Genomic DNA, 26,970 nt, shown 5'->3' with positions numbered 1-26,970 from the left:
AAAGCCGCGTTATTTATTAACGCGGTTTTTTTTGTGTCTAGCTGTGCGGGTTTCCCCGCATCTAGTTACAAGCTTTCGATCTTGGCTTTTTGCTCAAGTAGTTTTGCTTTCGCATCTGAGAACTCTGCAAGCTTCTCATTTTCTTTAGCAAGGACTGCTTCAGGTGCATTGTTAACAAACTTTTCGTTTGCTAGTTTATTTTGTACTTGAGCAAGGCCTTTTTCGGCTTTTTCAAGCTGCTTAGCAATACGTGCAAGTTCGGCGTCAACATCGATTAGACCTGCCATTGGGATCATGATCTCAAGGTTACCAACATAAGATGTTGCACATGCAGGAGCGTCATCTTTGTTATCAAGCAGCGTAAATTCTTCAATTTTAGCAAGTGATGCTAAGAAAGATTTATTTTCTTCAATACGACGTACATCATCCGCAGATGCATTTGCTAGTAATACTGATAACGGCTTGCTTGGGCTAATATCCATTTCACCACGAATGTTACGAATGGCTAAAATGAATTGCTTAACCCACTCTAAATCATCCATTGCTTTTGCATCAACGTTAGCTTCATTGTAAACAGGGAAGGCTTGTACCATGATACTAGTGTTCGCTGTTTCAAGACCTGCCAGTGGCGCAACACGTTGCCAAATCGTTTCGGTAATGTATGGCATCATTGGGTGCATTAAGCGCAGTAGGCTTTCAAGCACAGTGATCAGTGTATGACGCGTACCACGTTGTTGTGCTTCATTGCCTTTGAATAATACAGGCTTTGTCAGCTCTAAGTACCAATCGCAAAATTGGTTCCAAGTGAACTCATAAAGCGTATTTGCTGCAAGGTCAAAACGGTAGTTATCTAAGTGCTCAGTATAGGTTTTAACAGTTGCTTCAAATTGGCCTAAGATCCAACGATCAGCAAGTGAATACTCTTTAACTGCATCATTTGTAAAGCCACAATCTTGCTCTTCGGTGTTCATTAGTACATAACGGCTGGCGTTCCACAACTTATTACAGAAGTTGCGGTAACCTTCAAGGCGGTTCATATCCCAGTTGATGTCACGACCAGTCGATGCCATTGCCGCTAAAGTAAAGCGCAGTGCATCTGTACCGTGGGCTTCAATGCCGTTATCAAAGGTTTTACGAGTATCTTTTTCGATTTTCTTAGCGACTTTTTCTTGCATCAGGTTACTGGTGCGTTTTGTTACTAAGCTTTCAAGGTCGATACCGTCAATCATATCGATTGGATCAAGTACGTTACCTTTAGATTTTGACATTTTATCGCCATTTTCATCGCGAATAAGACCCGTAACGTAAACCGTTTTAAAGGGCACTTGTGGCTTGCCGTTATCATCTTTGATGAAATGCATGGTCATCATGATCATGCGCGCTACCCAGAAGAAGATAATATCAAAACCAGTTACCAATACGTCAGACGGGTGGAAAGTTTTCAAATCATCTGTGTTCGCAGGCCAGCCTTGGGTTGAAAAAGTCCAAAGTGCTGATGAGAACCAGGTATCGAGTACATCTTCGTCTTGGCTAAGTGTTACGCTATCAGCAATGTTGTTTTCACGACGTACTTCTGCTTCATCACGGCCAACAAAAACGTTGCCTTCGCTGTCGTACCAAGCTGGAATGCGGTGACCCCACCACAACTGGCGCGAAATACACCAATCTTGTACGTCGTTCATCCACGAGAAATACATGTTCTCGTATTGCTTAGGTACAAATTGAATATCGCCATTTTTTACTGCGTCTTTTGCAGGCTCAGCCAGTGGTGCAACACGTACATACCATTGGTCAGTAAGTAGCGGTTCAATAACCACACCAGAGCGGTCGCCGTAAGGTACGGTTAGAGCGTGATCTTCAATCTTTTCAAGTAAGCCTAATTGTTCAAATTCAGCCACAATTGCTTTACGTGCATCGAAGCGGTCAAGACCATGCAGGCGCTCAGGAATTGGTGCATCAAACTCAAGCTCTTTACCATCAAAGGTGTAGGTTTCGCCTTGGCTTAGAATTGCGGCATCTTTATCGAAGATATTGATCAACGGCATTTGATGACGCTTACCAACTTCGTTATCGTTAAAGTCGTGTGCTGGCGTGATTTTTACACAACCAGTGCCTTTGTCTTTATCGGCATGTTCATCAGCAACAATTTTAATTCGACGATTAACAATCGGCAGTAAAATCTCTTTACCGATCAAGTCTTGATAGCGTTCGTCATCTGGGTTTACTGCAACGCCTGAGTCACCAAGCATGGTCTCTGGGCGAGTCGTTGCCACTACAATGTAGTTTTTACCGTCTTGGGTTGTAACACCATCAGCCAATGGGTAACGTAGGTGCCACATGTGGCCTTGTTTGTCTTTGTTTTCAACTTCAAGATCAGAGATAGCCGTGTGTAGCTTTGGATCCCAGTTTACTAGGCGCTTACCACGATAAATTAAATCTTCTTTGTGTAAGCGTACAAACACTTCTTTAACTGCTTCTGATAAGCCGTCATCCATAGTGAAACGTTCACGATCCCAGTCAACCGATGCGCCAAGGCGACGAAGTTGTTTTGTGATAGTCCCGCCAGATTGTTCTTTCCACTGCCAAATTTTGTCGATGAAAGCTTCACGGCCTAAGTCGTGGCGTGTTTTACCTTCTTCAGCAGAGAGTTTACGTTCAACCAGCATTTGCGTAGCAATACCTGCGTGGTCAGTACCTACTTGCCATAATGTGTTATTACCTTGCATACGTTTAAAACGCGTTAAGGTATCCATAATGGTGTCTTGGAAAGCGTGGCCCATGTGTAAGCTACCAGTGACATTGGGTGGCGGGATCATAATTGAATATGCATCGCCTTTACCTGATGGTTTGAAGTAGCCTTTTTGTTCCCAGTCTTGGTATAACGACTGTTCAATATCTTGCGGATTGTAGGTTTTATCCATTACACAGAACCTTAAATAAGTACTTAAATGAGTTAGTTAGCTATTTATACAAAAGGTATGTTAGCTATTAATATCTTGCGTGGTGATATTAGCACCGAGTTGGCGTAGCTTTTTAAAGCGCTCACGGGCAGCTTGTTTAGCAGTGGCTTCAACGGGCACAAAATCAAAAACTTGGTTAAACCGACGAATAAAGTCCGGCAATTGTGCAGCCAAGTTAATTAAAACTTTACGATTACCGACTGGCGGGGTAGTACCTATTTCAACGGGCGCACCACCTTTTGGACCTTCACCTTGGAGATTGTGAGGCACAAAACTGTCGGGGTCGAATGACCAAATAGTTTCATCAATGGCATGGGCAATTTCAAGATCATCAACGTAAATAAAGATACGATGACCAAGACGATACTGTTCAGCAGCAATATCAGCCGCTAAGCTAAAGTGATCATCAGCCTTGGCTAATGACTCATCTTGTTGCTTTAGAACGAAAAACTGGGCGTTCATGCTCATTGTATCGGGGCTTCCCACAGTATTGAAAATAATACTTAAATCAAAGCAGGGATTTTGCCATATAACGCGTTTTGCTTCAATTAATACGCTAATTTATACGTTAATAAGTGGGGAATAAATAAGGCGCTAAAAAGCGCCTTATTTAAATTTACAATGTATTGTTAAACGCGGGGTTTAATCTTGGCTGGTTTCGCTTACACCGGCACGGTTGAGTAAATATTGCGTAAGCATTGGCACCGGTCGACCTGTTGCGCCTTTGTTTTTACCACTGCGCCAAGCAGTGCCTGCGATATCTAAATGGGCCCAGTTATACTTTTTAGTAAACTTAGATAAGAAGCATGCTGCTGTTATCGTTCCCGCAGAGCGGCCGCCTAAGTTAGTAAAATCAGCAAATGGGCTTTCTAGTTGATCTTGATAATCATCCCACAGTGGCAACTGCCACGCACGGTCGCCACTTTGCTCAGATGCTTTTAACAAGTCATGTGCCAGTGGGTTGTGGTTAGATAATAACCCCGTTGCATGAGCGCCAAGGGCAACAATACAAGCGCCAGTTAAAGTAGCGACATCAATCACGGTTTCAGGTTCAAAGCGCTCAACATAAGTGAGTGCATCACATAATACTAAGCGGCCTTCAGCGTCGGTATTTAGTACTTCAACTGTTTGCCCTGACATAGTGGTCAAAATATCACCCGGACGATAAGCATTCGAGCTTGGCATGTTTTCACAACCTGCGAGTACACCAATTACGTTAATCGGTAATTGCATTTGCACCAAAGCACGCATTGCGCCAATAACACCAGCTGCACCGCCCATGTCGTATTTCATTTCATCCATGGCTTCGCCTGGTTTGAGTGAAATACCACCTGAGTCAAAGGTTAAACCTTTACCAACTAGCACGATTGGGGCTTGATCTTTCGCGCCGCCTTGGTAGTTAATTACCGACATAATAGATTCGTTATCACTACCACGACCAACTGCTAAGTATGAATTCATACCTAACTCTGCCATTTTATCTTCGCCAATTATATCAACTGTAACGTTGTCAAAGTTAGCTGCAAGTTCTTGCGCTTGTTCACCTAAATATGCAGGATTACAGATGTTTGGCGGCATGTTCGCTACGTCTTTACATAACTTACTACCTGCAGCGATCGCTAGACCATGTTCAATGGCACTTTCACCAATGGTAAGTTCGCGGCGAGTTGGCACGTTAAACACAATTTTACGCAGCGGGCGACGCGGGTCACTTTTTTGCTTTTTAATTGGTTAAATGTGTACAAGCAGTCTTGGGTGGTTTCGACCGCTTGGCGGACTTTCCAGTAGGTGTCGCGACTTTTAACATGTTGCTCAGTTAAAAAGCATACCGCTTCCATCGACCCAGTTTCATTTAGGGTATTGATAGTTTTTGAAATAATTTGTTTGTATTGTTTGTCGTCTAGCTCGCGTTCTTTACCACAGCCGACCAATAGTATGCGTTCACTTAACACATTGGGTACATGATGCAATAACAGCACTTGTCCTGGCTTGCCTTCAAGGTCGCCGCGACGCAATAAATTAGAGATATAACCATCACTGATTTTATCGAGTTGTTCACCAATGGGGGATAAACGACGTGGCTCATAAACGCCAACTACAATACATGCGCTACGTTGCTTTTCAGGACTACCACTTTTTACGCTAAATTCCATTGTCACTCCTAATTTTGAGTCATTTAACCCTTAAATAAGGGTAATAAAATAAAAATCCAGATACTAGCTTAATATTAGCTTATAAACGCTGACTCATTATGTGTATTTGAACTTTATACTTTTGTAGCCATCAATACCACTAATGCGACAATATATCGAGTTGCTAGGTATGATATTTAATGTTGATGACATATAATAAAACCCTAAGTTTACTCAAATTTTCTTACTCTTGAAGTAAAACATCATGTTTAACAGGGGCGATCATTGCTAATTTTCCGTTATTTGACCACTGAAGTTTTAAAGTCTCAGGTCGCCGTATTTTTAACTTTGATGACAATTTTTTTGTCGCAAAAGTTTGTTGTTATTTTAAGCGACGCCTCTGAAGGCGGTATTCCTGCTAAGTTAGTACTGTCGATGATTGCACTAAAGTTACCGCAATTGGCATCATTAATACTACCGCTAAGTATCTTTTTAGGGATTATTCTCGCCTACAGTCGCATTTATGCCGACAGTGAAATGACTGTTCTCAAAGCCTGTGGCGTTAGTGAATGGTACGTAGTGCGTGTAACCTTAGTTTCTAGTGTGGTACTAGCGCTATTGGCGGGAGTACTGACTTTATATATAGCCCCATGGGCGAGTGAACAAGAATATCAATTGAAAGAACAAGCCAAAGCGGATGCCGGGTTATCAGCGCTGCGTGCTGGGCGCTTTCAACAAACAGGGAACGAAAAAGCGGTGGTGTTTATTCACAATATCGAAAACGGCGGCAAAGAATTACACAAAGTATTTGTAGCACAACTACCCGATAGTGAAAAAGACAATCTCGCACGGTTAGTATATGCGCAGCGGGGTGTGGTGGTCGAGCAAGAAAGCGGTGAGCAGCAATTGGTGCTCAGTGACGGTAAGCGTTACGAAACTGACGGCGAAACGCCAGCGCTCAATTTAACCGAATTTGATGGCTATAGTGTACAAATCCGTGAGCAAGAGATAGAACATCAACGCCGCAAACTTGAAGCTGTGCCGACCATTGATTTGTTTGCGATGAAAACGACTGATGCGATTGCTCAGTGGCAGTGGCGTCTTGCTATTCCGCTTTCTATTCCGCTACTTACTTTATTAGCAGTACCGCTGAGTGTCGTTAATCCGCGCCAAGGTAAGTTTGCCAAGTTAGTACCTGCCATAAGCTTGTATTTAGGTTATTTCATCTTATTGAATGCAGCAAAATTTGCAGTTGAGGATGGTAAAATTCCGCCTTCAATTGGCCTATGGTGGATCCACTTTACGGCGTTATTTATCGGCGGCTTTTTGATCATTAAAGGGCGGCCACTCGGTGCTTGGCTAAAAGCTGTGTTGACTAAGCGGGAGTATGGCGCATGATGAAAATGCTTGATTGGTACTTAGGCCGTAGCATCTTGCAAACCACTGGTTTTGCTTTGATGGTCTTGGTGGGGATCAGTACCCTGATTAAATTTATTGAGCAGCTTAAATCAGTCGGTCGCGGTAGCTATGATATTGCAACTGCATTGTTATATACATTATATAGCATGCCTGGCGATCTTGTGGTGTTCTTCCCAATGGCCGCTTTAATTGGTGGCTTAACAGGTCTTGGAGCACTTGCGTCAAATAGTGAGCTGGTGGTTATGCAAGCTGCTGGTATGTCGCGTTTGCAAATTATTGTCTCAGTGATGAAAACTGCAATATTTATGGCGCTTTGTATGATGGTATTAGGCGAGTGGGGCGCACCGGCCGCACAGCTCAAAGCGAAAGAAATGCGTAATCAAGCTATACACGGTGGCGATGTATTTAACGCTCAGCAAGGTGTATGGGCTAAAGATGGTAATAACTTTATTAATATAGAAGATGTTGACCAAAACGGCGTATTACACGGTGTGAACATGTATCATTTTGATAAATCACTACAACTTACACAAATTACTAAAGCTCGCGAAGCAGTAGGCCGTAAAGATGGTTGGTTACTTCGTGATGTAAGTAAACTGCAACTCAGTGAAGAGTTGATCAGTACACAGCAACAAGATGAAGAGTTTTACGAATCACAACTTACAGCTGAAAAGCTGGGGGTAGTATCGGTAAAACCAGAGGCGCTTTCTTTCACAGGACTTTGGTCGTATTTAGGTTATTTAAAACAAAATGAGCAAGATACCAGCACCTATGAGCTGGCTTTATGGCGTAAAATTATGCAGCCAGTATCGATAGCGGTGATGTTATTAGTGGCGCTGTCGTTTATATTTGGCCCACTGCGTACAGTGACGATGGGCGCGCGGATTGTAATGGGCGTAGTAACCGGTATTGCATTTCACCTAACCAATGAAATATTTGGTCCTGTGGTGATGGTGTATCAAATCCCTGCGATAATCGGGGCGACTTTACCAAGCATAATATTTATAGGTTTTGCGACTTACTTGCTTAATAAGCGAAATTGATAATGGGGAGCTAGCAGCCTAGCTCCTTATTGCTAATCTAAAGAACGATAAATTCGTTTGTTTTCTTCTTTTGTTAGCGCAACAACCTCGGTTTTAGACAGGTAATCTTGCAGCGCTCGTTTGTTTTTAAAATCAACTAATACCACTAAATTACCCAAGCCAAGTAATGCGGTTACGCTACGAATAACGGCTTGTGACCAACTAATTAGCTTACCATCGCGAGTTTGTACTTTTAAACGCCATGCGCGCATACCAATCGTTTGGCCACTCTTAGTCCAAAAATAGCCAAAAAACACTAACGCTACAACGACTAAAAGTGTACTGCGAAGACCTGATAACAATAGTGAATTTTGAATTAGCGCAGACACATCCTCAGCACCATTTAAACTAATAACCTCAAGTGAAATAAGCCCTTGTACGGCAAACAAATACAAAACAACGCTTAGCATAGCAAATGCAATAATAGCTAACGTATCGTAAACTAACGACGCAAAGCGACGCCAAAAGCTCGCACGCGGAAATTCAGCAGACATAAATAAACTCACAAAGTTAATATGTGCGCTAGTTTAGCAAATAGCGAGACAAATACTAGCTAGTCGCTTTTATGAGTGAATGTTAATGGTTGCTCAATTGTTAAGCGGTTGATCGTGGTTTTGTAAAAAACGCTTGCTGCTCCTCTTATTGTTTGTATAATGCATGGCATAGAGACAAAGACAGCTTGATAAGTCCTAGCTCTAAAGTGGTTTTTCTTTATCTTCTCATGTTAGAAGGTTAAAGAAAAATGATGCCAGCGTGATGAAATTGGTATACATGGGGGATTCAAAATCCCCTGCCGCAAGGCGTGCCGGTTCAAGTCCGGCCGCTGGTACCACTTTTGATAACCCTTGCTTTTTAGCAAGGGTTTTTTTATGCCTATAGAAAAGTGAAATGCGGACTCGAGCGCCACTCAAACCAATATTTGACGATGAACCATAGCTTTTTTAGCCAATCCGCATCGTTTTAACTTTCCCTCATGCTGATTAAAAAACTTATCAACAATAGTCTATTGGTAAATAAATACAGATTACCTATTGTGGGTATAGTAGAATGCGCGCCCTAAATATATTTTTACTTTATTACTTACCCTTACTCAAAGTTCGTACATTGAGGCATTTTAAAGGAAAAAAATGACGACTAATCGCTTATTTATCTTTAAGCATATTTTTATTTTGTGCATTCTGTTTACATTATCTGCTTGTGGCGGTGGCTCTGGTAGTGCAGAAAAATCTGACACAGGAACTAATTCAAACCTAGATATAACAGCGCCTGTTATTACTTTAAACGGTTCGCAAGCTATTACGCTCAATATAGGCAATAGCTACCAAGAGTTAGGTGCATCTGCTTCAGACGATAAAGACGGTAGCGTAAGTGTTAGCGTGTCAGGCTCTTTGAACCTTAATCAAGCTGGTGTATATACGTTTACATACACTGCTACTGACAGCGCGGGAAACTCTTCAAGTGTAATTAGAACAATTACAGTGGTTGCACCCGACGATACACAAGCGCCAACTATAACGTTGAATGGTGAAAAGTCTATTTCTCTTGAGCTGGGCGAATCATACCAAGAACTAGGGGCGCAAGCACAAGACAATGTGGATGGAACAGTCAGTGTCGCTATTTCAGGCTCAGTGGACGAAAGTACGCCCGGCGACTACACAATTACATATACTGCAGTCGATTCCGCTGGTAATACGGGTTCAATTACCCGAAAAGTGACAGTATTTGAGGCTAAAGACATCTCGCCACCGCTGCTTACTCTCATTGGTAAAGAGTATATTAAGTTATTCTTAAATGAAGAGTACTCAGAGCAAGGGGCGTCGGCACTTGATGACTTTGATGGTGCAATCAGTGCGACAGTATTTGGTGAGGTTGACGTTAATAACGTAGGTGTATACATAGTTACCTATACTGCAACAGATAAAGCAGGAAACACGGCAAGTATTGAGCGCACTGTTGAGGTGGTTATACCTCGTGAATTTATCACAACCTGGAAAACGGATAATACACAACTGTTCTCAACAGATGCTAATACAATTAAAATTGCAACGAAAGGTGAAGGTTATAACTTCCAGATAGAGTGGGGCGATGGCACTATCGACCGCAATGTTGTTAATACAATTACCCACACATACGACACCAGCGGAACCTATACTATTAAAATAAGTGGTGACTTCCCACGTTTTTACTTTGATGAAACGCAAGCTGATTGGAACAAATTATTAACCATAGAGCAGTGGGGTGATATTCGTTGGTCATCAATGGAGCGTGCATTTATAAACTGCTCTAACCTTGTTATTAATGCCTTAGATACACCTGACTTATCAAACGTCACGAATCTTTCTTACATGTTTTCGTATGCGCAATCGTTCAATCAAGACATAAACGATTGGGATGTTTCTACTATTACTGATATGACCGGTATGTTTCAAGGTGCTATTTTATTTGATCAAGCTCTTGAAAGCTGGGATGTGTCTCGTGTCGTAAGAATGGGGCATATGTTTGATGGTGCAACGAACTTTAATCAAGATATTAGCAATTGGGATACAGCGAGCTTAAAAGACATGATACGCATGTTTAATAATGCCAGTCAATTCAACCAACCAATAGGCAGATGGACAGTTGGCGGTGTTTATAGGATGACAGGACTATTTGCTAATGCAGTGTCATTTAATCAAGACTTAGGTGATTGGAAAGTTGGGTTTGTATTTTATATGGGCAATATGTTTGATGGTGCATCAGCATTTAATCAAGACATTGGCCGCTGGAATGTGTCCGACGTTGCCTATATGAACAGTATGTTTCGCAATGCGGTTTCATTTGATCAGAACTTAAGTGATTGGGATATTTCTAACCTCAGTGATATGCGTAGCATGTTTGAAGGGATTGCATTGTCGGTTGAAAACTACGATGCTCTACTCAATGGCTGGAGTAAGTTATCGACTCCACCGCTAAAAATTGGTTTTCATGCTGGTAATAGCCAGTATTCTGAAGCTGGAAAAACTGGACGCGATATTCTCACTAACATACATGAATGGAATATTGCTGATGGCGGATTAGTACAATAGCATTTAACCAGTAAGCTGTGTTGTTCTATGTTTAGAGCATCGCAGCATTTACTTGCATCACAGAAGTGCATGGTTAATAAGCTCTATATTATATAAGTGTAAATTTATCTAGTGTTTATGAGTTACGGTAATAAGCCTTTTAAAAACGCGATACATGATAAGTTGAGCCATAAAACAAGTTGGCAGAGAACTTAACTTATTGATTAAAAATCTAGGTAATGCATACAAGGACAGTCGTAAAGCAAATTCACACTGTTCTTCAGCGCACTTATCAAATAGAAGCAAGTTGCTCAGTATTAAATCAACAGATACTTTAAATATAGTTGTAGTCGTGCGGACTTGTTTACCTTCAGCTTTAGTTAAAACGTGAGCCAAGAAAACCTAAACAGGTGAGAGCTAAGCGACGTTCAAAGTTACTATACGCCGCTTAATTTAATCTAGTAGAGCAAACTATGTTCTATTTAGTCAATTAGAGTCACTTTGCATTGGTAGGTATTATCACCCACTGAAAAACTGCCTTTGCCATTCCATTGATTATCAACGCCAAAGCTTGCCGTAAAAGGTGACTGGTAACTACCAATTGCAGGTGGTGGAAAAGACACCACTGCTTGACCTGTTAGCGCGCCAACTTTAGTTACATCATTATAGCCAGTTGCATGCATATGGCCTGATGCGCTAGCGGTGAAATGAGGTGAATGCTGCGTTCCTTCTTGGATGCTGCCATTTGCTCGACCATTTAATGAACCTGTTTTTGGATCTACAGCAAACTGAATTTCCATAGAGCCACCACCAACAACACCAGATTGAAATTGTAATTTAACGAGATATAAGCTTTCATCAGACATTTTCTTGTTCCTTTTGTAGATTGCATTCGCACTGTTATATGGTTACTCAGTAACCGAGTGAAAGTGTAGAATGACCACCACAAAAGACATATTACAGCGTATTACATGAAGTTGAGTTTGAGGGCGTTTAGGTTTTTTTATCGTTGTTTTTTAGAATAGGGGCTGCTTTTACAAAGTATTCGCTGATTAAACTAAATGTTCTTTTTAGTATTTCTTTTCGAAGCTAGCTACACTGGCAATAGTATTGTTGCGACTGCACCTTGGTGTTTTTCTTTATTCGCTAAGCTCAAACTACCATGATGCTGCTCTATCACGTTGCGACAAAAGCTTAGACCAATCCCTTGACCTTGTTGTTTAGTGGTGTAAAACGGCACGAATATGTTATCGGGGTTGGCAAGGCCTTGGCCGTTATCATCAATGGTGATGCAGCTTACTTTTCCTTGCTTATACACACCTAATGTTATTTTAACGGGCGGGGTGCTTGCTTCGATGGCATTTTTTATTAGATTGATCATGACTTGATGAATAAACGTGCGGTCGGCCTTAAAAGTTGCGGCGTCTGTTACGCAGCTAAATGCAACGTCAGGGTATATTGCGCACACTTGTTTTAAAAATGTGTCGGTGTCTATTGCTACTATATTAAGTGCCAGTGGTTTATTTATATCGCCATAGCGCGTGACAAATTCATTAAGATAATTACAGCGCTCACTTATAACATTAAGTGCTTGTATTTGTCGTGGTTCGGTGAGCTTCACGGCGAGATTTTCAGCCATTGCAGTAACTGGTGTGAGTGAGTTGCGAATTTCGTGACCGAGTACGCGAATAATTTGCTGCCATGCTTGCAGTTGGCTTTCGCGAAGGGCTGAGGTGATGTCGATCATAACAATAAGTTGATGACAGCTGCCTTGCTCTATAAATTCACTGTGGCGTATTTGCCATTGCTGGGCTGTAATAACATCGCTAAATTGCCAATGTGCGTCTTGCTTTGTAAGCCCTAATTGTTCAGCGCTTGCATAGCGTAAGGTTTGCCATTGAGTCTGTTTAAATTCGCTAAACGCATTATTGGCATAACTGAGCTTATTATATTGATCGAGCACCATGATCGGCACATTAAAATGCTCAATTAATTGGTACACCAAAAAATATGCTGATCGTATCGCGACTTCTTTTTTAAATAACTCTTCACTTAACTCAATCAAGCTTTGTTGTAATTGGTGAATACTCCCCGCCTGATAGCTGGGCTTAACGAGCTGGTTATAATCTTCGTTTAAAATGGCATCTAGGTGGGCGTAATTGCGGTTAAAGCTGTTGATCACTTTTTTATAGGTACGAATAAACAGCTTAAGATAAATAGCTAAAAATAGGATTGAGATAACGGCAGAAGTAACAACAGATAAAGCAAAATATTGGCCAATAAAATAGCACCCCAACGCTGCTAAAGTGCTACTAAAAAATGCAAAGCCAATTAAACTGCGTTCCAGCGATGAGTGATAAAGACAACTAAGTGTCATACTGCTTTTCATACGGTAATCCCGTATTTTTCAAGGCGACGATACATAGAAGATTTACCTAAACCTAATAATTTAGCGGCGTTAGGAATATGGCCTTGGGTCTGCTTGAGGGCTAAATCAATTAATTGGCGCTCTGCGTGCTCTAGTGTCATTAGTGGTAATGTGTTATTGATTTGACTGCTGTGCAGGTTTAAGTCATCGGCGGTCAATGTGTCGGTTGTTGCTAACAATATTGCCCGTTCAATCACATGGCTTAGCTCGCGTACATTGCCCGGCCAAGTATAGTGGTTTAATTCATGTTTAGCGCATTCACTCAATGTAAGTATGGTGCTTGAGTATTTTTTAGCATGTAAATTTATAAAGTGCTCGCACAAAGGCACTATATCTTCAATGCGTTCGCGTAGTGGCGGTATTACAAACTCCAAAGTGTTTATCCGATAGTATAAATCTTCTCTAAACTGGCCTTGTTTTATCAGTGTGGCAATATCGCCATTGGTGGCACTGATCAAGCGTACATTGGTTTTTTTAGTGTGACTCGCGCCAACCATCTCAAACTCTTGGCTTTCGAGTACCCGTAATAATTTTGCTTGTTGTGGTAGTGGTATATTGGCTATTTCGTCTAAAAATAAACTGCCGTTATCGGCCAGTTCAAAGCGGCCAATGCGCTCATTTTTAGCATCAGTAAACGCGCCTTTTTTATGACCAAACATTTCGCTTTCAAATAACGATTCAACAATAGCCCCCATATTCACTGCAATAAACGGTTGTGTATGGCGCGTAGACTGCTGATGAAGCCATTGTGCTAATTGGCTCTTACCCGTACCATTTTCACCGGTTAGTAAAATGTTGGCATCGGTTTTAGCTACCTTAGCTAACTGACTTATCAGTTGTTGCATAGCGTGTGACTGATACACAAATGCAGGCGAGGCATGATCGTTAAGCTGTTGCAGCAACTTTTGATTTTGTTTGTTTAACTTTTTAAGTGTGAGTTGCTGAACGAGCAACTTTAATAAGCGCTGGTTTTGCCATGGCTTTTCAATAAAGTCACACGCACCGTGTTGCATAGCGCGAACCGCTAGATCTACGCTCGACCACGCAGTCATTGCGATGACAGGGATATCTAACTGTTGTTTATGTAAGTGCTGTAAAAACGCCAAACCTTCGTCACCTGATGTGGTGTCGCGGGTAAAATTCATATCGAGCAAAATAAGGTCAATCGCTTGGCTATCTTTAACTACTGCTTGCGCGCTAAAAGGTGAGTCGCATTCGAGCACTTGGTAGCCGTTATCTTCTAAAATAAAGCGCGCGCTTAGGCGGATTTCGGGGCTATCTTCAATGATCAAAATAGTGGCAGGCATAAACTTCCAAATAGGTGAATAAGCACAGGTTGATTGTAGCGTATAGCGATTTCTATGCCAGTGATTTTATTTTTGTATTTCAGCTTGTTAGCTATTTAAAGGTGATTTCAGTAGGTGTTCCAGTCCGATTACGGACTGCTTGCGTCCGATTTTGGGTTAGCGTGTCTGTCGAAGTGAAAGCCTTTAACTAGGGTCAGTCTCAAATTGATACTGAGGAGTCCGGTATCGCCGCTCAATAAGAATTTTTAAATAGTACATACTTGTAATTGTTTGTATTTATTGATTTTTAATGTTGGCACGTGTTTCGCTATAGCTTAGATATACAAAGCATAATGCGGTGCAATATGGACATAGTAAAAACAAAAGTAGTCAAGCAGTTATCGCTTTGGCATAAGCTAATTTTATTACTGGCTGTTATTTTAATTGTGGCAGTGATTTATCAGCGCAGCAGTCAAGTAGGTGTGTCAGTATCGCGCAGTAATATTATTATTAGTGATGTACGCCAAGGCGCGCTTGCGATTACGGTTACAGGTTATGGTGAACTTAAATCTGCGCAGCAGCAATTGCTTACGGCAAAAACGTTGGCCACTGTGCAGGCTATTTTATTAAAACCAGGCGCAATAGTGACCAGTGACTCAGTGATTGTGCAGTTAGCCAATCCAGCGCTTGAGCAACAGCTCGAAAATGCGCAGCAAGAACTTAATAAACTCAATGCTAACTTACGCCAGTTAAGATTAAACAATACTCGCGAGTTATTAAACGAGCGCTCTCATGTGGCACAAAGCCATGCCGCTTACGAAAATGCCAAACTAAAATTAAAAGCTGAAACCAGTTTGGTTGAACAGGGCATAGTCTCAACGCTTAATTATCAGCGTAGCATGTTAGACGAGCAACAACTTCGCCAGCAATTAGCAATAGCTAAGCAACGTTCAGAGCAACTAAAAGCCGTACACATAGAATCTGAAAACATTCAGCTTGAGCAAATTAAACAGCAACAAGGGTTAGTAGTTATGGCACAAACACAATTGGCCAATCTATCTGTAGTAGCGGGAATGGATGGGGTATTACAGCGTTTACCGATTGAGCTTGGGCAAAGCGTAAATGCAGGGCAAGAAATTGCGCTTATCGGCTCGGTTGATTCGTTAATTGCAATTATTCAAGTACCACAAAATCAAGTAGATGATATTCGGTTAGGGCAGCTCGCAGAAGTAGATACACGCCGCGGTGTTGTTATGGCAAAGGTGTCACGCATCAGCCCTGTGGTGAGTAATAATACAGTAGAGGTAGAGTTATCGTTGCCTAAAGAGCTCCCTGAAAATGTTCGGCCGCAATTAACTGTCGATGCCAATATTAAGGTCGCACAGCTAAAAGATGTTACTTATATCGAGCGCCCAGCAAACGTAAAACCGCACAGTGTAAGAGATCTGTATCAGGTAAACTCACAGCAGCAAAGCGCGCACTTGGTTGATATCAAATTTGGTCGCGAGGCTGGGCGCTTTATCGAAATACTAAGCGGCGCACAGTTAGATCAGCAATTGATTATTTCAGATTTAACCAACCTTACTCGCAGCAATAGCGAAATTCTAATTAACTAATGAACAGGATAAAAATAATGACAGAGCAAAAAATAACGAACACCCAAGCCGATGTCGTATTAGCAATGAAAGGAATTAGTAAGGTATTTGAAACCCAAGAGTTACAAACCTATGCACTGCGTAGTATTGATTTGTGTATTTATCGCGGTGAATACTTGTCGATATCGGGGCCATCTGGCTGTGGTAAATCAACATTACTTTCATTATTGGGTTTACTTGATATGCCAACCAGCGGTGAATATTTAATTGACGGTAAAGACGTCTCTGCACTTTCGCTAAATCAGGCTGCTGAAATTCGCAATGCAAAAATAGGATTTATTTTTCAATCATTTAATTTAATTGATGAGTTAAGTGTGTTCGATAACGTGGCATTACCACTGCGTTATCACCACTGTAAACCAAACAAGCAAATGATTGCTGAAAAAGTAAAAGCGTGCCTTGAAAAAGTAGGGCTTGGGCATCGTATGAGTCATAAACCTAACCAATTATCTGGTGGACAGCAGCAACGCGTGGCGATAGCCCGAGCGCTGGTGACTGAACCGGCAATATTATTAGTTGATGAGCCAACGGGTAATTTAGACTCAAAATCGGGAGATCAAGTTATGCACGTATTAAGTGAGCTACATGCAGCCGGCACCACTATTTGCATGGTGACACATGACCCGCGTTACTGTGATATGGCTACAAGGCAACTAAAGCTATTGGATGGTGAGATGCTAGGGGCTGTGGGTATAAAAGATCAGCTAAGTGCTTAAATAACCTGTTTAGTGAGAGTAAAATGGAATATCCAAAAATAATAAAACGTCAATGGCTATTAAGGGATAACTTAACGGAGTGCCATAATGACTTATAATTTAAAAAATGCATTACTTAATATAACTAATCATAAAGTTTACAGTTTAAGTGTTGTAGCGACGTTAAGTATTGTTTTAGCTGCATTAATTACTGTATTAACACTTGCCTATATTATGCTGTTAAAACCATTGCCATACCCTGAGCAAATGCGGTTAGTAAAAGCTGAATATGCTCAAATAGACCAAACCGGGGCGCTTAATACCCGCGCTTTTAATTACCCTGCACTGATTGATTTATATAAAAATCATAGATTATTTGAGCAAGCTGCGTTGGTGTATTACGGTGAACAACGCCTTGATGATGTAGCGGGCTTACCCATAGTAAACACCTCATTTGTTACCCCTCAGTGGTTTGAAATGTTTGCAATTAAGCTACATTTAGGACGAGGTTTTACGCAAACCGAAGCTCTTGATAGTTTTAACCCCGTTGCCGTTATAAGTTATCGAACATGGCAAAATGACTTTGCCAGTAAAGAAAACATAATAGGTCAAACACTTAGTGTGGGCGCTCAGCAATTCAAAATTATAGGTGTGGCTGCAGCCAACTTTAAATCGCCTGCACTTATCAAAACAGGGCAGGTCACTGACGTATGGTTGCCGTGGGATTATAATTTAACCTCTGCAGAGGCTAAACCATTTTGGTGGAACCGTTACTCGCGCAGCCATTTTGTGGCTAAATTACCAAGCGATGTAAGCATTGAGCAGGCGAGTAAAAGGTTATCGCAGTATGTGGATGATGTATGGCAACAGCATATTACGACCGAAGCATTCTTTGCAGGTTGGCATATCGAACTTGAGCTAAACACCTTGCAAACAGTAATATTAAAAGAGACACCGCAGAATATTTATTGGCTCATTTTAGCTGTAACGGGGTTGGTTATTATTGCCTGTGTAAACATTAGTAACGTGTTTATTGTAAGAACTGCAGCGCGTAAACACACATTAGCACTGAGTGCGGCGCTGGGCGCAACACGGTTTACTTTGTTTAAACAGTTTTGGCTGGAGATTGCCTTGCTAATAGGCTTAGCAAGTATAATAGGCCTTGCGTTAGCGGCGATTTTTTTAGCAACCTTAAGCGATTTTGCCATGGCAATATTACCGCGCGCCAATGAGCTTTCTATTAAAGCAGTATCATTCCTTATCACACTGGTTAGCGGCTTAATATTAACGACGCTGTTCGCTTTTTTATGTACGCGAATAGTAAATTACCAACAACTGATAAGTAGTTTAAAGTCAGCAGGTAAAGGGACGACAGTGCAGGTGGGCAAGCGCGTATGGCAAGGCTTGGTCGCTTTTCAAGTAGCTGTAGCGTGTACATTATTGTTTATTAACTTTTTAGTTTTTAGCGTTAATAAAAGTAATATTGACGAGGCTTTCACACTGCCACTTGAGCAATTAACGAGTTTAAAGGTTAATGTAGCAAGCCATGTAGCGGCTGATAGAGACAAAGCAAATCAGCTATTAGAGCAAGTAGCTAACGAGCTTGCTTTACTGCCAGAGGTTAGGCAAGTAAGTCGTTCATCATCACCTATAAACGATAATTTAATTACTTGGTCATTGGTTGAGGTAGCAAGCAATCAAAACGTATTACCTTATGGTAAATCAGTTGATGAGCAGTATTTTTCATTACTTAAACAACCCGTATTACAAGGACGTGGTTTTACAAACGAGGATACTAAAAGTAATGCGAATGTTATTATTATTAATGATGTACTAGCAGAAAAATTATCAAATGATGGTAATGCATTGGGCATGCATTTGAGTTTTGATATAACTTCAGGGCGCGAAAATGATTTAGTAATAATAGGCATAGTTAAAACAATGCTTATACCGTGGAAAACGTCGCTTGAGCCTAAAGCTTATTTGACTCGTGCTGGTTATAATTCATTTATTATCGAGTTTAAAAATGCTCAGCACTTAACAAAAAATACGCTTAACACCTTATTACAATCTATTGATTCAGGCTTATCAGTTCATCAATTAGCGCCATTAAATGCACAGCGCGATACAGCACTGTTTCGTCAATATGTAGTATCGGCGACAACGCTGATGATCATTGCTGCCACTATTGCCTTAACCAGTATTGGTTTGATAGGTATTATGCGCTACTCAGTGTTATTAAGGCGTGCTGAAATTGGTATTCATTTGTGTGTTGGCGCAAAGCCACTGGCATTGTTTTTGTTAGTATTTAAGCAAAATGGCAGCGTAATCGTAACGGGTATAATACTCAGTATTGCGTTATTGCTGGCTTTACAACAACCACTACAACTGATTGCGGATGGAGTACCGCAAATTATGCAGCTTGGTATGTTATTCATGACTTTATTGTTTGTAATTAGCCTTGGCGCACTGGCGTGTTATTTACCTTTAAGTGCCCAGCTAAAGCGCCCTGCAATTTACGGTGTACAAGGATTACAACAGTAAAGTGTGTAGTTTAGGAGGGACTGATTGAGTAAAAGGCTTAAATCAGCTCCTTCAACTAGCTCTTTTAAAAACACTTTATAAAATTTGGCACGTTGATAAGTTAATAATAATTATAAATATGGTACGGGCTGAATGTTATTATCTGCAATCTATACAACTAAAAATGCTACAACAGGGATTTCAGTCAATGATTGCAAAGTTAGATAATGCAAATGAGGCAGTCGCAAAGCAAATTTACACCACCTTTCAACGCTCTTATAAAATAGAAGCTGAATTAATAGGTACGCAGAATTTTCCGCCTTTATCGCGCACTGTTAATGATATACACAATTCGCAAACGCTTTTTTATGGATTTTATGACGATACTCAGCTTGCAGGGGTTATTGAACTGGTAATTATCAATGAGCGATTAGAAATTAATAGCTTAACGGTTGACCCAAAGCATTTTAGAAAAGGCATCGCCGATAAGTTAATCCGCTATGCGTTAACTAACTTTATTGAAACAGCATCAACAGCGATAGTTGAAACCGCAGTAGTTAACGAGCCCGCTATTAAGTTATATAAAAAGCATGACTTTGTTGAGTTTAAAAGATGGACGCCCGATCACGGTATTGAAAAGCTGGCCATGATTCGAACTGGCATTGTTTGATTCAAAAGCCACAGTGTAAAAAACGTTGTAAATTCAATTTCTTTTCAATTATTAGTTTAACTAGCAAATACTTATCGAAAGGTAACCAACGGTTGTTATTTTGTTATGCCAATCACTTAAGTTTATTTTAAGTTTTACTGTTTACGCTTAACCAAACATATTTAAACATGATTTTTGAAATACAAATTTTATGTTTTAGATCACTAAATACTTAGTAACGATAGGTTACTGTATGTGGAGTATTTAATACGTACAAGGGTAGAGGTTACCTCTTCAAGCTCTCAAAACATAAGAGGTAGGTTGATGAGTAGCCATGTAACACCGATCGACTTAAATATTTAACCATTCTAGCGAGCTAAATAAAGCGCTAACTGCGTTATAATTTTTCAAGTAGAACAACTACATGTCAAAATTTATGCCTTGTTATTACTGTATTTATCTGTCGCTATAAATGGTCAGTAACTTAACACGATTGGTATAATTTCATTTTTCGAGAGGCATTATGAATTTAAAAAACACGACAACTCATTACAATACGCTCTCCATTGCTTTGCATTGGCTTATGTTCATATTGATTGTAGCTGTTTACGCAAGCATTGAACTGCGCGAATTATTCGACAAAGGGACTACAACCCGAGATGCCTTTAAAATGTGGCATTTTATGCTTGGTTTATCGGTTTTAGCTTTAGTAAGCGTTAGGCTAATTGCTCGCGTAGTGGGTGGCTCGGCTCCTGATATAAAACCAGAACCAGCTAAGTGGCAAAATAACCTCGCCAAACTAGTGCATGTTATTTTGTATGGTTTCATGTTTGCTATGCCTATTGCTGGATGGTTAATTTTGAGCACGGCAGGCAAACCAATTCCGTTTTTTGGTCTAGAGCTGCCGCCATTGGCCAGTAAAGATTTAGACTTGGCTAAAACCATCAAAGAGCTGCATGAAACCGCAGGGGAAGTTGGTTATTACTTGATTGGATTACATGCAGCCGCCGCCTTATTCCACCATTATGTTTTATCTGATAATACGGTTGCAAGAATGCGTTTGCCGAAAAAATAACAGCGAATAAAAATTTAAAAAAGGGAGATTCAGTCTCCCTTTTTTAATTTTGCTACTTTCTGTTTGACTTAACGCTATTGCCACTTTGACGAAGTTCGGCTAAGAGTGATAGCCAGACATTGAAATTGACTAAATATAATAGCTAATTAAGTGCTCAAACTGTTGTTTGCGCACATATTCAAGGATATGAGCGGCGCGCGTATATTGTTTCATTTAGCTTTGCTTAAAGATAATAGAAAACTTAGTGATAGTAATACCTTAGCTAATTTGTTAAAACTGTGTAATGTATTAATGTGAGTGTGGTCGGAGTAGAAAGATCCGCCCTTCGCGCACTATAAAATTGTTAGGGCTGCAAGGAGGGTTTTGTGGATTATTTGATACCAAAAGATTTGCCTTATGAATTCTTGAATTCACTTGGTATATCAACGGTTGAGCGAGTTTCTATTGAGCCGTTCAGTGGTAGTAAGAAGGTTGAGTGCTACAACAACGTTCTAAAATTCTTAGAGACAAACAGCGGTGATATCCAATTTGGTTGGTCATTTTCTCAACTTGGGAAGATAGTCCTTAAACTTACGGGTCATGTTGTCATAAAGCTTCCTGATGGCTCATTCAAGTGTGTTACTCCTTCTGAACATGAAGTTTCTGAAATTTACTTTTACCCCGACAACTCCATTATTACTTCGGTTAATGAGTCGAGGCTTCCGGCGAAAGTATTTGCGCTCGTGGAAAATGAAACAGTGAGTCGTTTCGTTAAACTTGAAAACCTTCAAAATAAAATGAGGCTAGAAGGTAATGAGCTTGCTATTAAGCTAATCATGCATGAAAAATACCTTCTTTCAAGTAAGCTCATCGAGACTTTCAATGCCTATAACGAGTAGTGAAGCCCTAACAAACGCATTAACAGGGACAAAAAATTGTTGGTTTTTTGCTCCTTCGTCGCTAATTATAGCCAACAATTTTTAGCCCACTATGCGGACGTTGGCACGATAGCCTTAGAGTTTCGATATGAATATAGAAGTCACATTGATAATTGGACTTGTAGTCGTTATTGCTTTCTTTTTCTTATTCAGAGGAAAGAAAACAAACCTGATCAGCTACAGGCTAGCAATTGTGAATCAAGTGAAACTCGTTCTCCGAAAAAATATGAGAAGGTCTCATATTCAAAGGAGCATCGTGCATTAATTAATAAGCCGTATAGCATGCAATGTAAAACAGAGGTGTTTACACTTGCCGAGCTTGAAATTATTAATAAATATGGAGCATGGTTAAGCGCTCTTGCGTCAAATCAGATTAATCCTGAAACCAAAGGTCAAAAGCTATTTGTAGAAGAGTGTCAGCGCTTCAGAGCACTTAATTTGAAGGAAATGCTTTCTTATTTTAGCAATCGTGATAAGGGTGGTTCAATTCAATCTGTATGGTTTAAGTATCTTTGTCGTTTAAAATTTGAAAGAGACAATCCAAGTATTATCAACGATAAAATAAAAGTTGATTGGGGTTGGCAAGGGCCACCAATAGAGTCAGGTGAATATGTTTTCTTTTCCAGATAGAGCATATAACACATATGAGCCTTAACTCTGTCAATAGGCACTAGTATTCTTTCTGACCGTTTTTATAAATGGACGGTCAATTTTAAATCAATAAACAAATTCGTTTACTTCGTCTGTCGATATGGCTGTTAAGCAAGTTGCTTACGGCAAACACATATAGGCGTGTTACGCAGTAATAGATTATTGCGATCTCATCGCAGCCAGGTTTTTCCCATATCCTTTTGGGGTCGCTGGGGCACTACGACCAAATGGATTTAGAAGGTAGAGCGAAGCAGTATGCCAGAGCCGAGACATTCATCGGTTAACTTCATCATGGCACTACTCAAGAGGGCTGGTTTCCTCAATCGAATATGTCAGTCTAGTTTAGTTTAATTTTAATCTACATGCTCGTTAGGCGTGTTTCCTAAATTGCTTACTCAGTGCTACTATAGTGATACATTTTTGTGGAGGTTATTATGAGAGTAGAGTTAGTAACAACATTGAAACGCCAAGCGACGAAAATATTATCTGAACTGCATTTAACTAAAGAGCCCGTATTAATCACCGAACATGGGCAACCGTCAGCGTATCTTGTTGATGTTGATGACTTCGAATTCATGCAAAAACGTATGCAAATCCTTGAGGCGTTAGCTAAAGGCGAGCAGGCAATAAGTAGAGGAGAAACTATGTCTAATATTGAAGCTAAAGAGAAAATGAATAAATGGCTGAAATAATCTGGACAAATCCTGCTCTGGAAGATCTAAACGATATCGCTGAATATATTGCATTGAGTAACTTGCTGTCAGCTAAAAAGTTGGTGGCGAAAATTTTTGCTAAAGTTGAACGCCTTGAAGAGTTCCCTGAATCAGGGAAAACACCGATTGAACTATCAAATCTGAATTACCGTGAAGTGATAGTTAATCCTTGTCGTATATTTTACAAAATAGACAATGATAAGATTTTTATTTTACACATAATGAGACAAGAGCGTGATTTACGTAAGTTCTTGTTGCAAATGTAGCTTACACTAATCGGGTAGCCTGAGCTCTTTCAACATCACCCATATGCGCTTATTATTTACAGTAAGTGCAGTGGGCGGTTCATATCCTGTAATCAAGATGTACTGATAAGGCTAGGCACTTACCGCCTAAAATAAGACACTCAAACACTTGTCAGACCTTCCAAAACGCCAATTAAAACAGCAGCAAATCGTCTTTTATATTTTACGTGAAAGCCAGTTGTCGATTGAATCAAAATAGCAACTGGGCTATGGTTAATGCATCAATAAAAATAAATTAAAAACGAGTTATTCTACAGCCTCGTTAGAGTTTTCTGTATGTCTCTTGTAAACGGAATTCCAATTTCAGAACTACCAAAGGTTCTTAATCTTATCTTTGAAGATGATGTTCTTATTTACGAAGCTTATTCAGATTTCGATAAAGAAATACAAATTTTTTCTAATCGGAAGGATTTGAATGAATATGCTAATTTCAAACTATCTGAGAATGACTTTAGGTGTAAAGATATCAACTTGACTCTCCACTACTCTGACACTGGTGGGGAGGTTTACATTGAGAAACATGATTTGGTTCCAGATAAGTGTGATGGTGCTACCTATAGATATACAGCAGATGGCTGGGGCACAATCAATTTCAATATTTTTATTGAAGGAGATTACTTCGTGTTGTTTTCGCTTCATGCAAGAGATAAAAAGGAAGCAAAAGAGTGGCAGGATACTTATCCAGAGTTTGGGTCTTTTTTAGTTTGGGAATGGAAAAATGTCAGTAAGCATTTAAAAAGACTAGAGACGTCATACAGTGCAATTCATAATAAGTTGGCAAAAAAACTCTAACAAGTCGATTATGTTCGCCCAACAATTTGGGCTGAGACTGCAAACCCGCGCGCCATATCGAAGAAAAACAGCATCAGGTCTTACATCTTGCATTTTATTATAAAAGTCAAAAAGAAAGACCTGCCGACGGAACCATGCGAAGGTTATAGTCTCTGAAAAGGCAAAAGCTATCCCAACTTGTCAGCTAGTGATTCAAATTACTCATGCTCTAAATATCAACCGTGGGAAGCTGAAGCGTTTGAACTAGAAGATAGAGTAAGAGAAGCTTTATATAACAGGATCCCAGAATTAAAATGCTAATAACAAGCAATTAGGATCGGCAACGTCCGTTCATGACACTCTGTCGCCATAATAATTCTTACAGGTCAAAAGACTGCTATTTTAATTTAAGTCGATTTAGCTACGGCTAACTTAACCAATTGTAGTTATATTAAAAAAACATGCTTGACTTAAATTAACGGCACTTTTATTTTTTCGTTGCTCGTTGCTCGTTGCTCGTTGCTCGTTGCTCGTTGCTCGTTGCTCGTTGCTCGTTGCTCGTTGCTCGTTGCTCGTTGCTCGTTGCTCGTTGCTCGTTGCTCGTTGCTCGTTGCTCGTTGCTCGTTGCTCGTTGCTCGTTGCTCGTTGCTCGTTGCTCGTTGCTCGTTGCTCGTTGCTCGTTGCTCGTTGCTCGTTGCTCGTTGCTCGTTGCTCGTTGCTCGTTGCTCGTTGCTCGTTGCTCGTTGCTCGTTGCTCGTTGCTCGTTGCTCTAGCAGCTTTTTATTTATTCGGGTATCATTTGCGCAACTTTGATTATCAGTTGCTATTTATGACCACGTTAAGTGCCAAGGAAAATATTCAAGCCATTGTTAAGGCGATTAAAGCTGAAGAAGCTAAGCTTCGTCAAAAGCACCCGTTATTAGCCCATCAGAATACTATCGGGATGGCTATTTTATTATTATCACTCAGTGCGTTAATTGGGGTTGGTGCACTTTATTACTTCGCTATTATCCCTGCGTGGCTGTGTATTATTTTAGCAGCCATTGCAGCGTCAATTTCCCACGAGCTTGAACACGACCTGATCCATAAACAGTACTTTAGTAACCAGCCTTTTCTACATAACTTTATGATGCTAACAGTGTGGCTAATGCGCCCAAATACTATTAGCCCATGGTATCGCCGTAAAATGCATTTACATCATCATAAAGTGTCGGGTACTGAGCAAGACTTAGAAGAGCGCTTAGTGGGTAATGGCATTAAAAAGCCATTGTTACGGGCGTTGGTAATTGTTGATGGCTTACTCGGCTTGTTAATTAACGCTAAACGTTTTAGTAAAGAAATCAAAGGGTTTAGCTTTTTTAAGGTATTTAACGCAGGGTTTCCGGTTACCACAGCGTACTTTGCTATTTTATACAGCGTAATTGTGTTCCATTTAGTTGATTTATTTACCCCACTTGCGGCTAATTCGCCGGCGTTGTTGCTGGACACTATGGCGGTGTTTGAGTTTTTAATGGTGGTGTTGATTGTGCCTAATATTGTACGTTCAAGCTCATTAAATTTTGTGACTTCATCAATGCATTACTATGGCGGCGTTAATAACATGCTGGAGCAAACGCATGTTATAACGAGTCGCTTGTTTGCACCGTTTAACTTGTTTTGTTTTAACTTTGGCCATACCCATACAATTCATCACTTTGTGCCGAATCAACCGTTTTATTTACGCCAAATGATCAGCAAGAAAGTGCTTGAGGTAATGAAAAAACACGGTGTTCGCTTTAACGATTTTGCTAGTATCAAACAAGCAAATCGCTATCAAGCTTCTTAATATCAAGATACCAATTACTAATTGACCTCAAGTTAAGTTAAGGTTTTAAAGTCGTTATCTAACTCAATATTTAGGTAACGACTATGAACCTTAATCAAATCACTTTACCCGTCTGTGACATCGAAAAAGCAAATCAATTTTACCTGGCCATGGGCTTTACACAAATTGTAAAAATGGATCATTATTCACGCTTTGAGTGCCCAAATAAAGCTACATTTTCTTTATTATTAACCGATGATGTGTTTAGTAATGGCGCGGTTATATATTTTGAAAGCGCAGAACTAGAAAAGTGGGTCGCCTCCTTAAAAGCTAAGGGCTTTGAGTTTGAATCAGTGATCACCGAGCAGCGTTATTTATGGCGAGAAGCTGTGTTAAAAGACCCATCAGACAATAAAATTAAACTTTATTGGGCGGGGTGTAATCGGCTGAATCCACCATGGCGAGTTGAAATTACAGATTGATCGTATTCTTGCTATGTCGGGTATAAAGATATTTTGTAAAAGAGTCTGTTATGTTTGATAGTAGCCAAGTGTCTAGAATTATCGAGATGGCATGGGAAGATCGCACGCCATTTGAAGCCATTGAAAACCTTTATGGTTTAAATCATTCCCAGTTAGTTAGTTTTATGCGCGACAATATCTCATCGGGTTCGTTTAAAGTCTGGCGCAAGCGCCATGCTGGCCGTACAACAAAACATTTAAAATTACGCAATCCCGCTATTATGCGCAGCCACTGTAAAACCCAGTATAAAAACCGTTAATGACCTAAACGTTTGTTGAAAATACAAGGGAAGTTGGCGTAAAGTGATACCACTTTAGTTAGTTAAAATTCTATGTAGGG

General features: G+C 40.3%; 22 protein-coding genes, 1 tRNA gene and 1 pseudogene. 17 read left to right on the top strand and 7 right to left on the bottom strand.

Annotation, left to right across the window (positions count from 1 at the left end):
- Window positions 1-65: 65 nt before the first annotated feature.
- The 3 genes and pseudogenes from P4S61_RS04915 to pepA form a co-directional block, all read right to left on the bottom strand.
- Window positions 66-2,921, bottom strand: coding sequence for a valine--tRNA ligase (locus tag P4S61_RS04915; protein WP_182734581.1), 2,856 nt, complete (start codon window positions 2,919-2,921; stop codon window positions 66-68).
- Between the two features lie 60 nt (window positions 2,922-2,981).
- On the bottom strand, window positions 2,982-3,428 hold the full coding sequence (locus P4S61_RS04910) for a DNA polymerase III subunit chi (protein ID WP_145234983.1): 447 nt from the start codon (window positions 3,426-3,428) through the stop codon (window positions 2,982-2,984).
- A 174-nt stretch (window positions 3,429-3,602) separates the two neighbouring features.
- Window positions 3,603-5,113: pseudogene (gene pepA / locus P4S61_RS04905) on the bottom strand (leucyl aminopeptidase).
- Window positions 5,114-5,377: 264 nt separating this feature from the next.
- Between pepA and lptF the strand changes: the two are divergent.
- Together lptF and lptG are read left to right on the top strand one after the other, a co-directional pair.
- Window positions 5,378-6,490, top strand: coding sequence for an LPS export ABC transporter permease LptF (gene lptF / locus P4S61_RS04900; RefSeq protein ID WP_182732528.1), 1,113 nt, complete (start codon window positions 5,378-5,380; stop codon window positions 6,488-6,490).
- Window positions 6,487-7,554, top strand: coding sequence for an LPS export ABC transporter permease LptG (lptG, locus tag P4S61_RS04895; protein ID WP_145234989.1), 1,068 nt, complete (start codon window positions 6,487-6,489; stop codon window positions 7,552-7,554). Before lptF ends, lptG begins: the two co-directional genes overlap by 4 nt.
- Before the next feature lie 32 nt (window positions 7,555-7,586).
- Here lptG and P4S61_RS04890 read toward each other — a convergent pair whose 3' ends face one another.
- Window positions 7,587-8,087, bottom strand: a complete 501-nt coding sequence (locus P4S61_RS04890) for an RDD family protein (protein ID WP_145234991.1) — start codon at window positions 8,085-8,087, stop codon at window positions 7,587-7,589.
- Window positions 8,088-8,340: 253 nt separating this feature from the next.
- On the opposite strand from P4S61_RS04890, the gene P4S61_RS04885 reads away from it, so the two are divergent.
- Together P4S61_RS04885 and P4S61_RS04880 are read left to right on the top strand one after the other, a co-directional pair.
- Window positions 8,341-8,425: transfer RNA gene (locus tag P4S61_RS04885), tRNA-Leu, on the top strand.
- A gap of 295 nt (window positions 8,426-8,720) precedes the next feature.
- Window positions 8,721-10,658, top strand: a complete 1,938-nt coding sequence (locus tag P4S61_RS04880; RefSeq protein ID WP_337117875.1) for a BspA family leucine-rich repeat surface protein — start codon at window positions 8,721-8,723, stop codon at window positions 10,656-10,658.
- 461 nt (window positions 10,659-11,119) lie between these two features.
- Here the strand turns inward: P4S61_RS04880 and P4S61_RS04875 are convergent, their stop codons facing one another.
- The 3 genes from P4S61_RS04875 to P4S61_RS04865 form a co-directional block, all read right to left on the bottom strand.
- The gene (locus P4S61_RS04875; RefSeq protein WP_145234995.1) at window positions 11,120-11,503 is read right to left on the bottom strand and encodes a DUF1842 domain-containing protein; all 384 of its coding nucleotides are present in this window, start codon (window positions 11,501-11,503) and stop codon (window positions 11,120-11,122) included.
- 227 nt (window positions 11,504-11,730) lie between these two features.
- Window positions 11,731-13,026, bottom strand: coding sequence for a sensor histidine kinase (locus P4S61_RS04870; protein WP_337117874.1), 1,296 nt, complete (start codon window positions 13,024-13,026; stop codon window positions 11,731-11,733).
- On the bottom strand, window positions 13,023-14,372 hold the full coding sequence (locus P4S61_RS04865) for a sigma-54-dependent transcriptional regulator (protein ID WP_337117873.1): 1,350 nt from the start codon (window positions 14,370-14,372) through the stop codon (window positions 13,023-13,025). The genes P4S61_RS04870 and P4S61_RS04865 overlap by 4 nt, the downstream gene beginning before the upstream one ends.
- 344 nt (window positions 14,373-14,716) lie before the next feature.
- Between P4S61_RS04865 and P4S61_RS04860 the strand changes: the two genes are divergently transcribed.
- From P4S61_RS04860 to P4S61_RS04800, 13 genes are all read left to right on the top strand, one after another.
- A complete protein-coding gene (locus P4S61_RS04860; RefSeq protein ID WP_337117872.1) occupies window positions 14,717-15,967 on the top strand; it encodes an HlyD family secretion protein in 1,251 nt (416 codons plus the stop codon).
- A gap of 17 nt (window positions 15,968-15,984) precedes the next feature.
- Window positions 15,985-16,722 (top strand): ABC transporter ATP-binding protein, encoded by a 738-nt coding sequence (locus tag P4S61_RS04855; protein ID WP_182732533.1) that lies wholly within the window; start codon window positions 15,985-15,987, stop codon window positions 16,720-16,722.
- An 87-nt stretch (window positions 16,723-16,809) separates the two neighbouring features.
- Window positions 16,810-19,245 (top strand): ABC transporter permease, encoded by a 2,436-nt coding sequence (locus P4S61_RS04850; RefSeq protein WP_337117871.1) that lies wholly within the window; start codon window positions 16,810-16,812, stop codon window positions 19,243-19,245.
- A 187-nt stretch (window positions 19,246-19,432) separates the two neighbouring features.
- Window positions 19,433-19,894: a GNAT family N-acetyltransferase gene (locus P4S61_RS04845; protein WP_145235007.1), complete on the top strand. Its 462-nt coding sequence runs from the start codon at window positions 19,433-19,435 to the stop codon at window positions 19,892-19,894.
- A gap of 502 nt (window positions 19,895-20,396) precedes the next feature.
- Window positions 20,397-20,948 (top strand): cytochrome b, encoded by a 552-nt coding sequence (locus P4S61_RS04840; protein ID WP_145235009.1) that lies wholly within the window; start codon window positions 20,397-20,399, stop codon window positions 20,946-20,948.
- Window positions 20,949-21,313: 365 nt separating this feature from the next.
- Complete coding sequence (locus P4S61_RS04835; protein ID WP_182758139.1) at window positions 21,314-21,826, top strand: hypothetical protein; 513 nt, start codon at window positions 21,314-21,316, stop codon at window positions 21,824-21,826.
- Between the two features lie 321 nt (window positions 21,827-22,147).
- Window positions 22,148-22,495, top strand: a complete 348-nt coding sequence (gene maoP / locus P4S61_RS04830; RefSeq protein ID WP_337117869.1) for a DUF413 domain-containing protein — start codon at window positions 22,148-22,150, stop codon at window positions 22,493-22,495.
- A 455-nt stretch (window positions 22,496-22,950) separates the two neighbouring features.
- Window positions 22,951-23,208, top strand: coding sequence for a type II toxin-antitoxin system Phd/YefM family antitoxin (locus P4S61_RS04825; RefSeq protein ID WP_145241243.1), 258 nt, complete (start codon window positions 22,951-22,953; stop codon window positions 23,206-23,208).
- Window positions 23,196-23,495 carry a type II toxin-antitoxin system RelE/ParE family toxin gene (locus P4S61_RS04820; RefSeq protein ID WP_182739801.1) on the top strand — a complete coding sequence of 100 codons (300 nt, stop codon included), beginning with the start codon at window positions 23,196-23,198 and terminating at the stop codon, window positions 23,493-23,495. The genes P4S61_RS04825 and P4S61_RS04820 overlap by 13 nt, the downstream gene beginning before the upstream one ends.
- 315 nt (window positions 23,496-23,810) lie before the next feature.
- Window positions 23,811-24,326 (top strand): hypothetical protein, encoded by a 516-nt coding sequence (locus P4S61_RS04815; RefSeq protein ID WP_182739800.1) that lies wholly within the window; start codon window positions 23,811-23,813, stop codon window positions 24,324-24,326.
- An 808-nt stretch (window positions 24,327-25,134) separates the two neighbouring features.
- Window positions 25,135-26,130: a fatty acid desaturase gene (locus P4S61_RS04810; RefSeq protein ID WP_145241236.1), complete on the top strand. Its 996-nt coding sequence runs from the start codon at window positions 25,135-25,137 to the stop codon at window positions 26,128-26,130.
- Window positions 26,131-26,213: 83 nt separating this feature from the next.
- Window positions 26,214-26,591 carry a VOC family protein gene (locus P4S61_RS04805; protein ID WP_182758142.1) on the top strand — a complete coding sequence of 126 codons (378 nt, stop codon included), beginning with the start codon at window positions 26,214-26,216 and terminating at the stop codon, window positions 26,589-26,591.
- 50 nt (window positions 26,592-26,641) lie between these two features.
- A complete protein-coding gene (locus P4S61_RS04800) occupies window positions 26,642-26,890 on the top strand; it encodes a TIGR03643 family protein (protein ID WP_145241233.1) in 249 nt (82 codons plus the stop codon).
- Window positions 26,891-26,970: the final 80 nt, after the last annotated feature.

Source organism: Pseudoalteromonas sp. B160 (assembly GCF_037162485.1).
GTDB classification, from domain to species: domain Bacteria; phylum Pseudomonadota; class Gammaproteobacteria; order Enterobacterales; family Alteromonadaceae; genus Pseudoalteromonas; species Pseudoalteromonas rhizosphaerae.
Note: the sequence above shows the minus strand (reverse complement) of the source record. Positions and strands in the feature narration are given on the sequence as shown.

Excerpts from the sequence above, each read along its gene's own strand:
- P4S61_RS04855 (WP_182732533.1), top strand. The coding sequence starts at position 15,985 with ATGACAGAGCAAAAAATAACGAACACCCAAGCCGATGTCGTATTAGCA.
- P4S61_RS04820 (WP_182739801.1), top strand. The coding sequence starts at position 23,196 with ATGGCTGAAATAATCTGGACAAATCCTGCTCTGGAAGATCTAAACGAT.
- P4S61_RS04810 (WP_145241236.1), top strand. The coding sequence starts at position 25,135 with ATGACCACGTTAAGTGCCAAGGAAAATATTCAAGCCATTGTTAAGGCG.
- P4S61_RS04800 (WP_145241233.1), top strand. The coding sequence starts at position 26,642 with ATGTTTGATAGTAGCCAAGTGTCTAGAATTATCGAGATGGCATGGGAA.
- P4S61_RS04880 (WP_337117875.1), top strand. The coding sequence starts at position 8,721 with ATGACGACTAATCGCTTATTTATCTTTAAGCATATTTTTATTTTGTGC.
- P4S61_RS04815 (WP_182739800.1), top strand. The coding sequence starts at position 23,811 with ATGTCTCTTGTAAACGGAATTCCAATTTCAGAACTACCAAAGGTTCTT.
- P4S61_RS04890 (WP_145234991.1), bottom strand. The coding sequence starts at position 8,087 with ATGTCTGCTGAATTTCCGCGTGCGAGCTTTTGGCGTCGCTTTGCGTCG.
- P4S61_RS04850 (WP_337117871.1), top strand. The coding sequence starts at position 16,810 with ATGACTTATAATTTAAAAAATGCATTACTTAATATAACTAATCATAAA.
- P4S61_RS04840 (WP_145235009.1), top strand. The coding sequence starts at position 20,397 with ATGAATTTAAAAAACACGACAACTCATTACAATACGCTCTCCATTGCT.
- P4S61_RS04805 (WP_182758142.1), top strand. The coding sequence starts at position 26,214 with ATGAACCTTAATCAAATCACTTTACCCGTCTGTGACATCGAAAAAGCA.
- P4S61_RS04865 (WP_337117873.1), bottom strand. The coding sequence starts at position 14,372 with ATGCCTGCCACTATTTTGATCATTGAAGATAGCCCCGAAATCCGCCTA.
- P4S61_RS04860 (WP_337117872.1), top strand. The coding sequence starts at position 14,717 with ATGGACATAGTAAAAACAAAAGTAGTCAAGCAGTTATCGCTTTGGCAT.
- P4S61_RS04875 (WP_145234995.1), bottom strand. The coding sequence starts at position 11,503 with ATGTCTGATGAAAGCTTATATCTCGTTAAATTACAATTTCAATCTGGT.
- P4S61_RS04910 (WP_145234983.1), bottom strand. The coding sequence starts at position 3,428 with ATGAGCATGAACGCCCAGTTTTTCGTTCTAAAGCAACAAGATGAGTCA.
- P4S61_RS04915 (WP_182734581.1), bottom strand. The coding sequence starts at position 2,921 with ATGGATAAAACCTACAATCCGCAAGATATTGAACAGTCGTTATACCAA.
- P4S61_RS04825 (WP_145241243.1), top strand. The coding sequence starts at position 22,951 with ATGAGAGTAGAGTTAGTAACAACATTGAAACGCCAAGCGACGAAAATA.
- P4S61_RS04870 (WP_337117874.1), bottom strand. The coding sequence starts at position 13,026 with ATGAAAAGCAGTATGACACTTAGTTGTCTTTATCACTCATCGCTGGAA.
- lptG (WP_145234989.1), top strand. The coding sequence starts at position 6,487 with ATGATGAAAATGCTTGATTGGTACTTAGGCCGTAGCATCTTGCAAACC.
- maoP (WP_337117869.1), top strand. The coding sequence starts at position 22,148 with ATGCAATGTAAAACAGAGGTGTTTACACTTGCCGAGCTTGAAATTATT.
- P4S61_RS04845 (WP_145235007.1), top strand. The coding sequence starts at position 19,433 with ATGATTGCAAAGTTAGATAATGCAAATGAGGCAGTCGCAAAGCAAATT.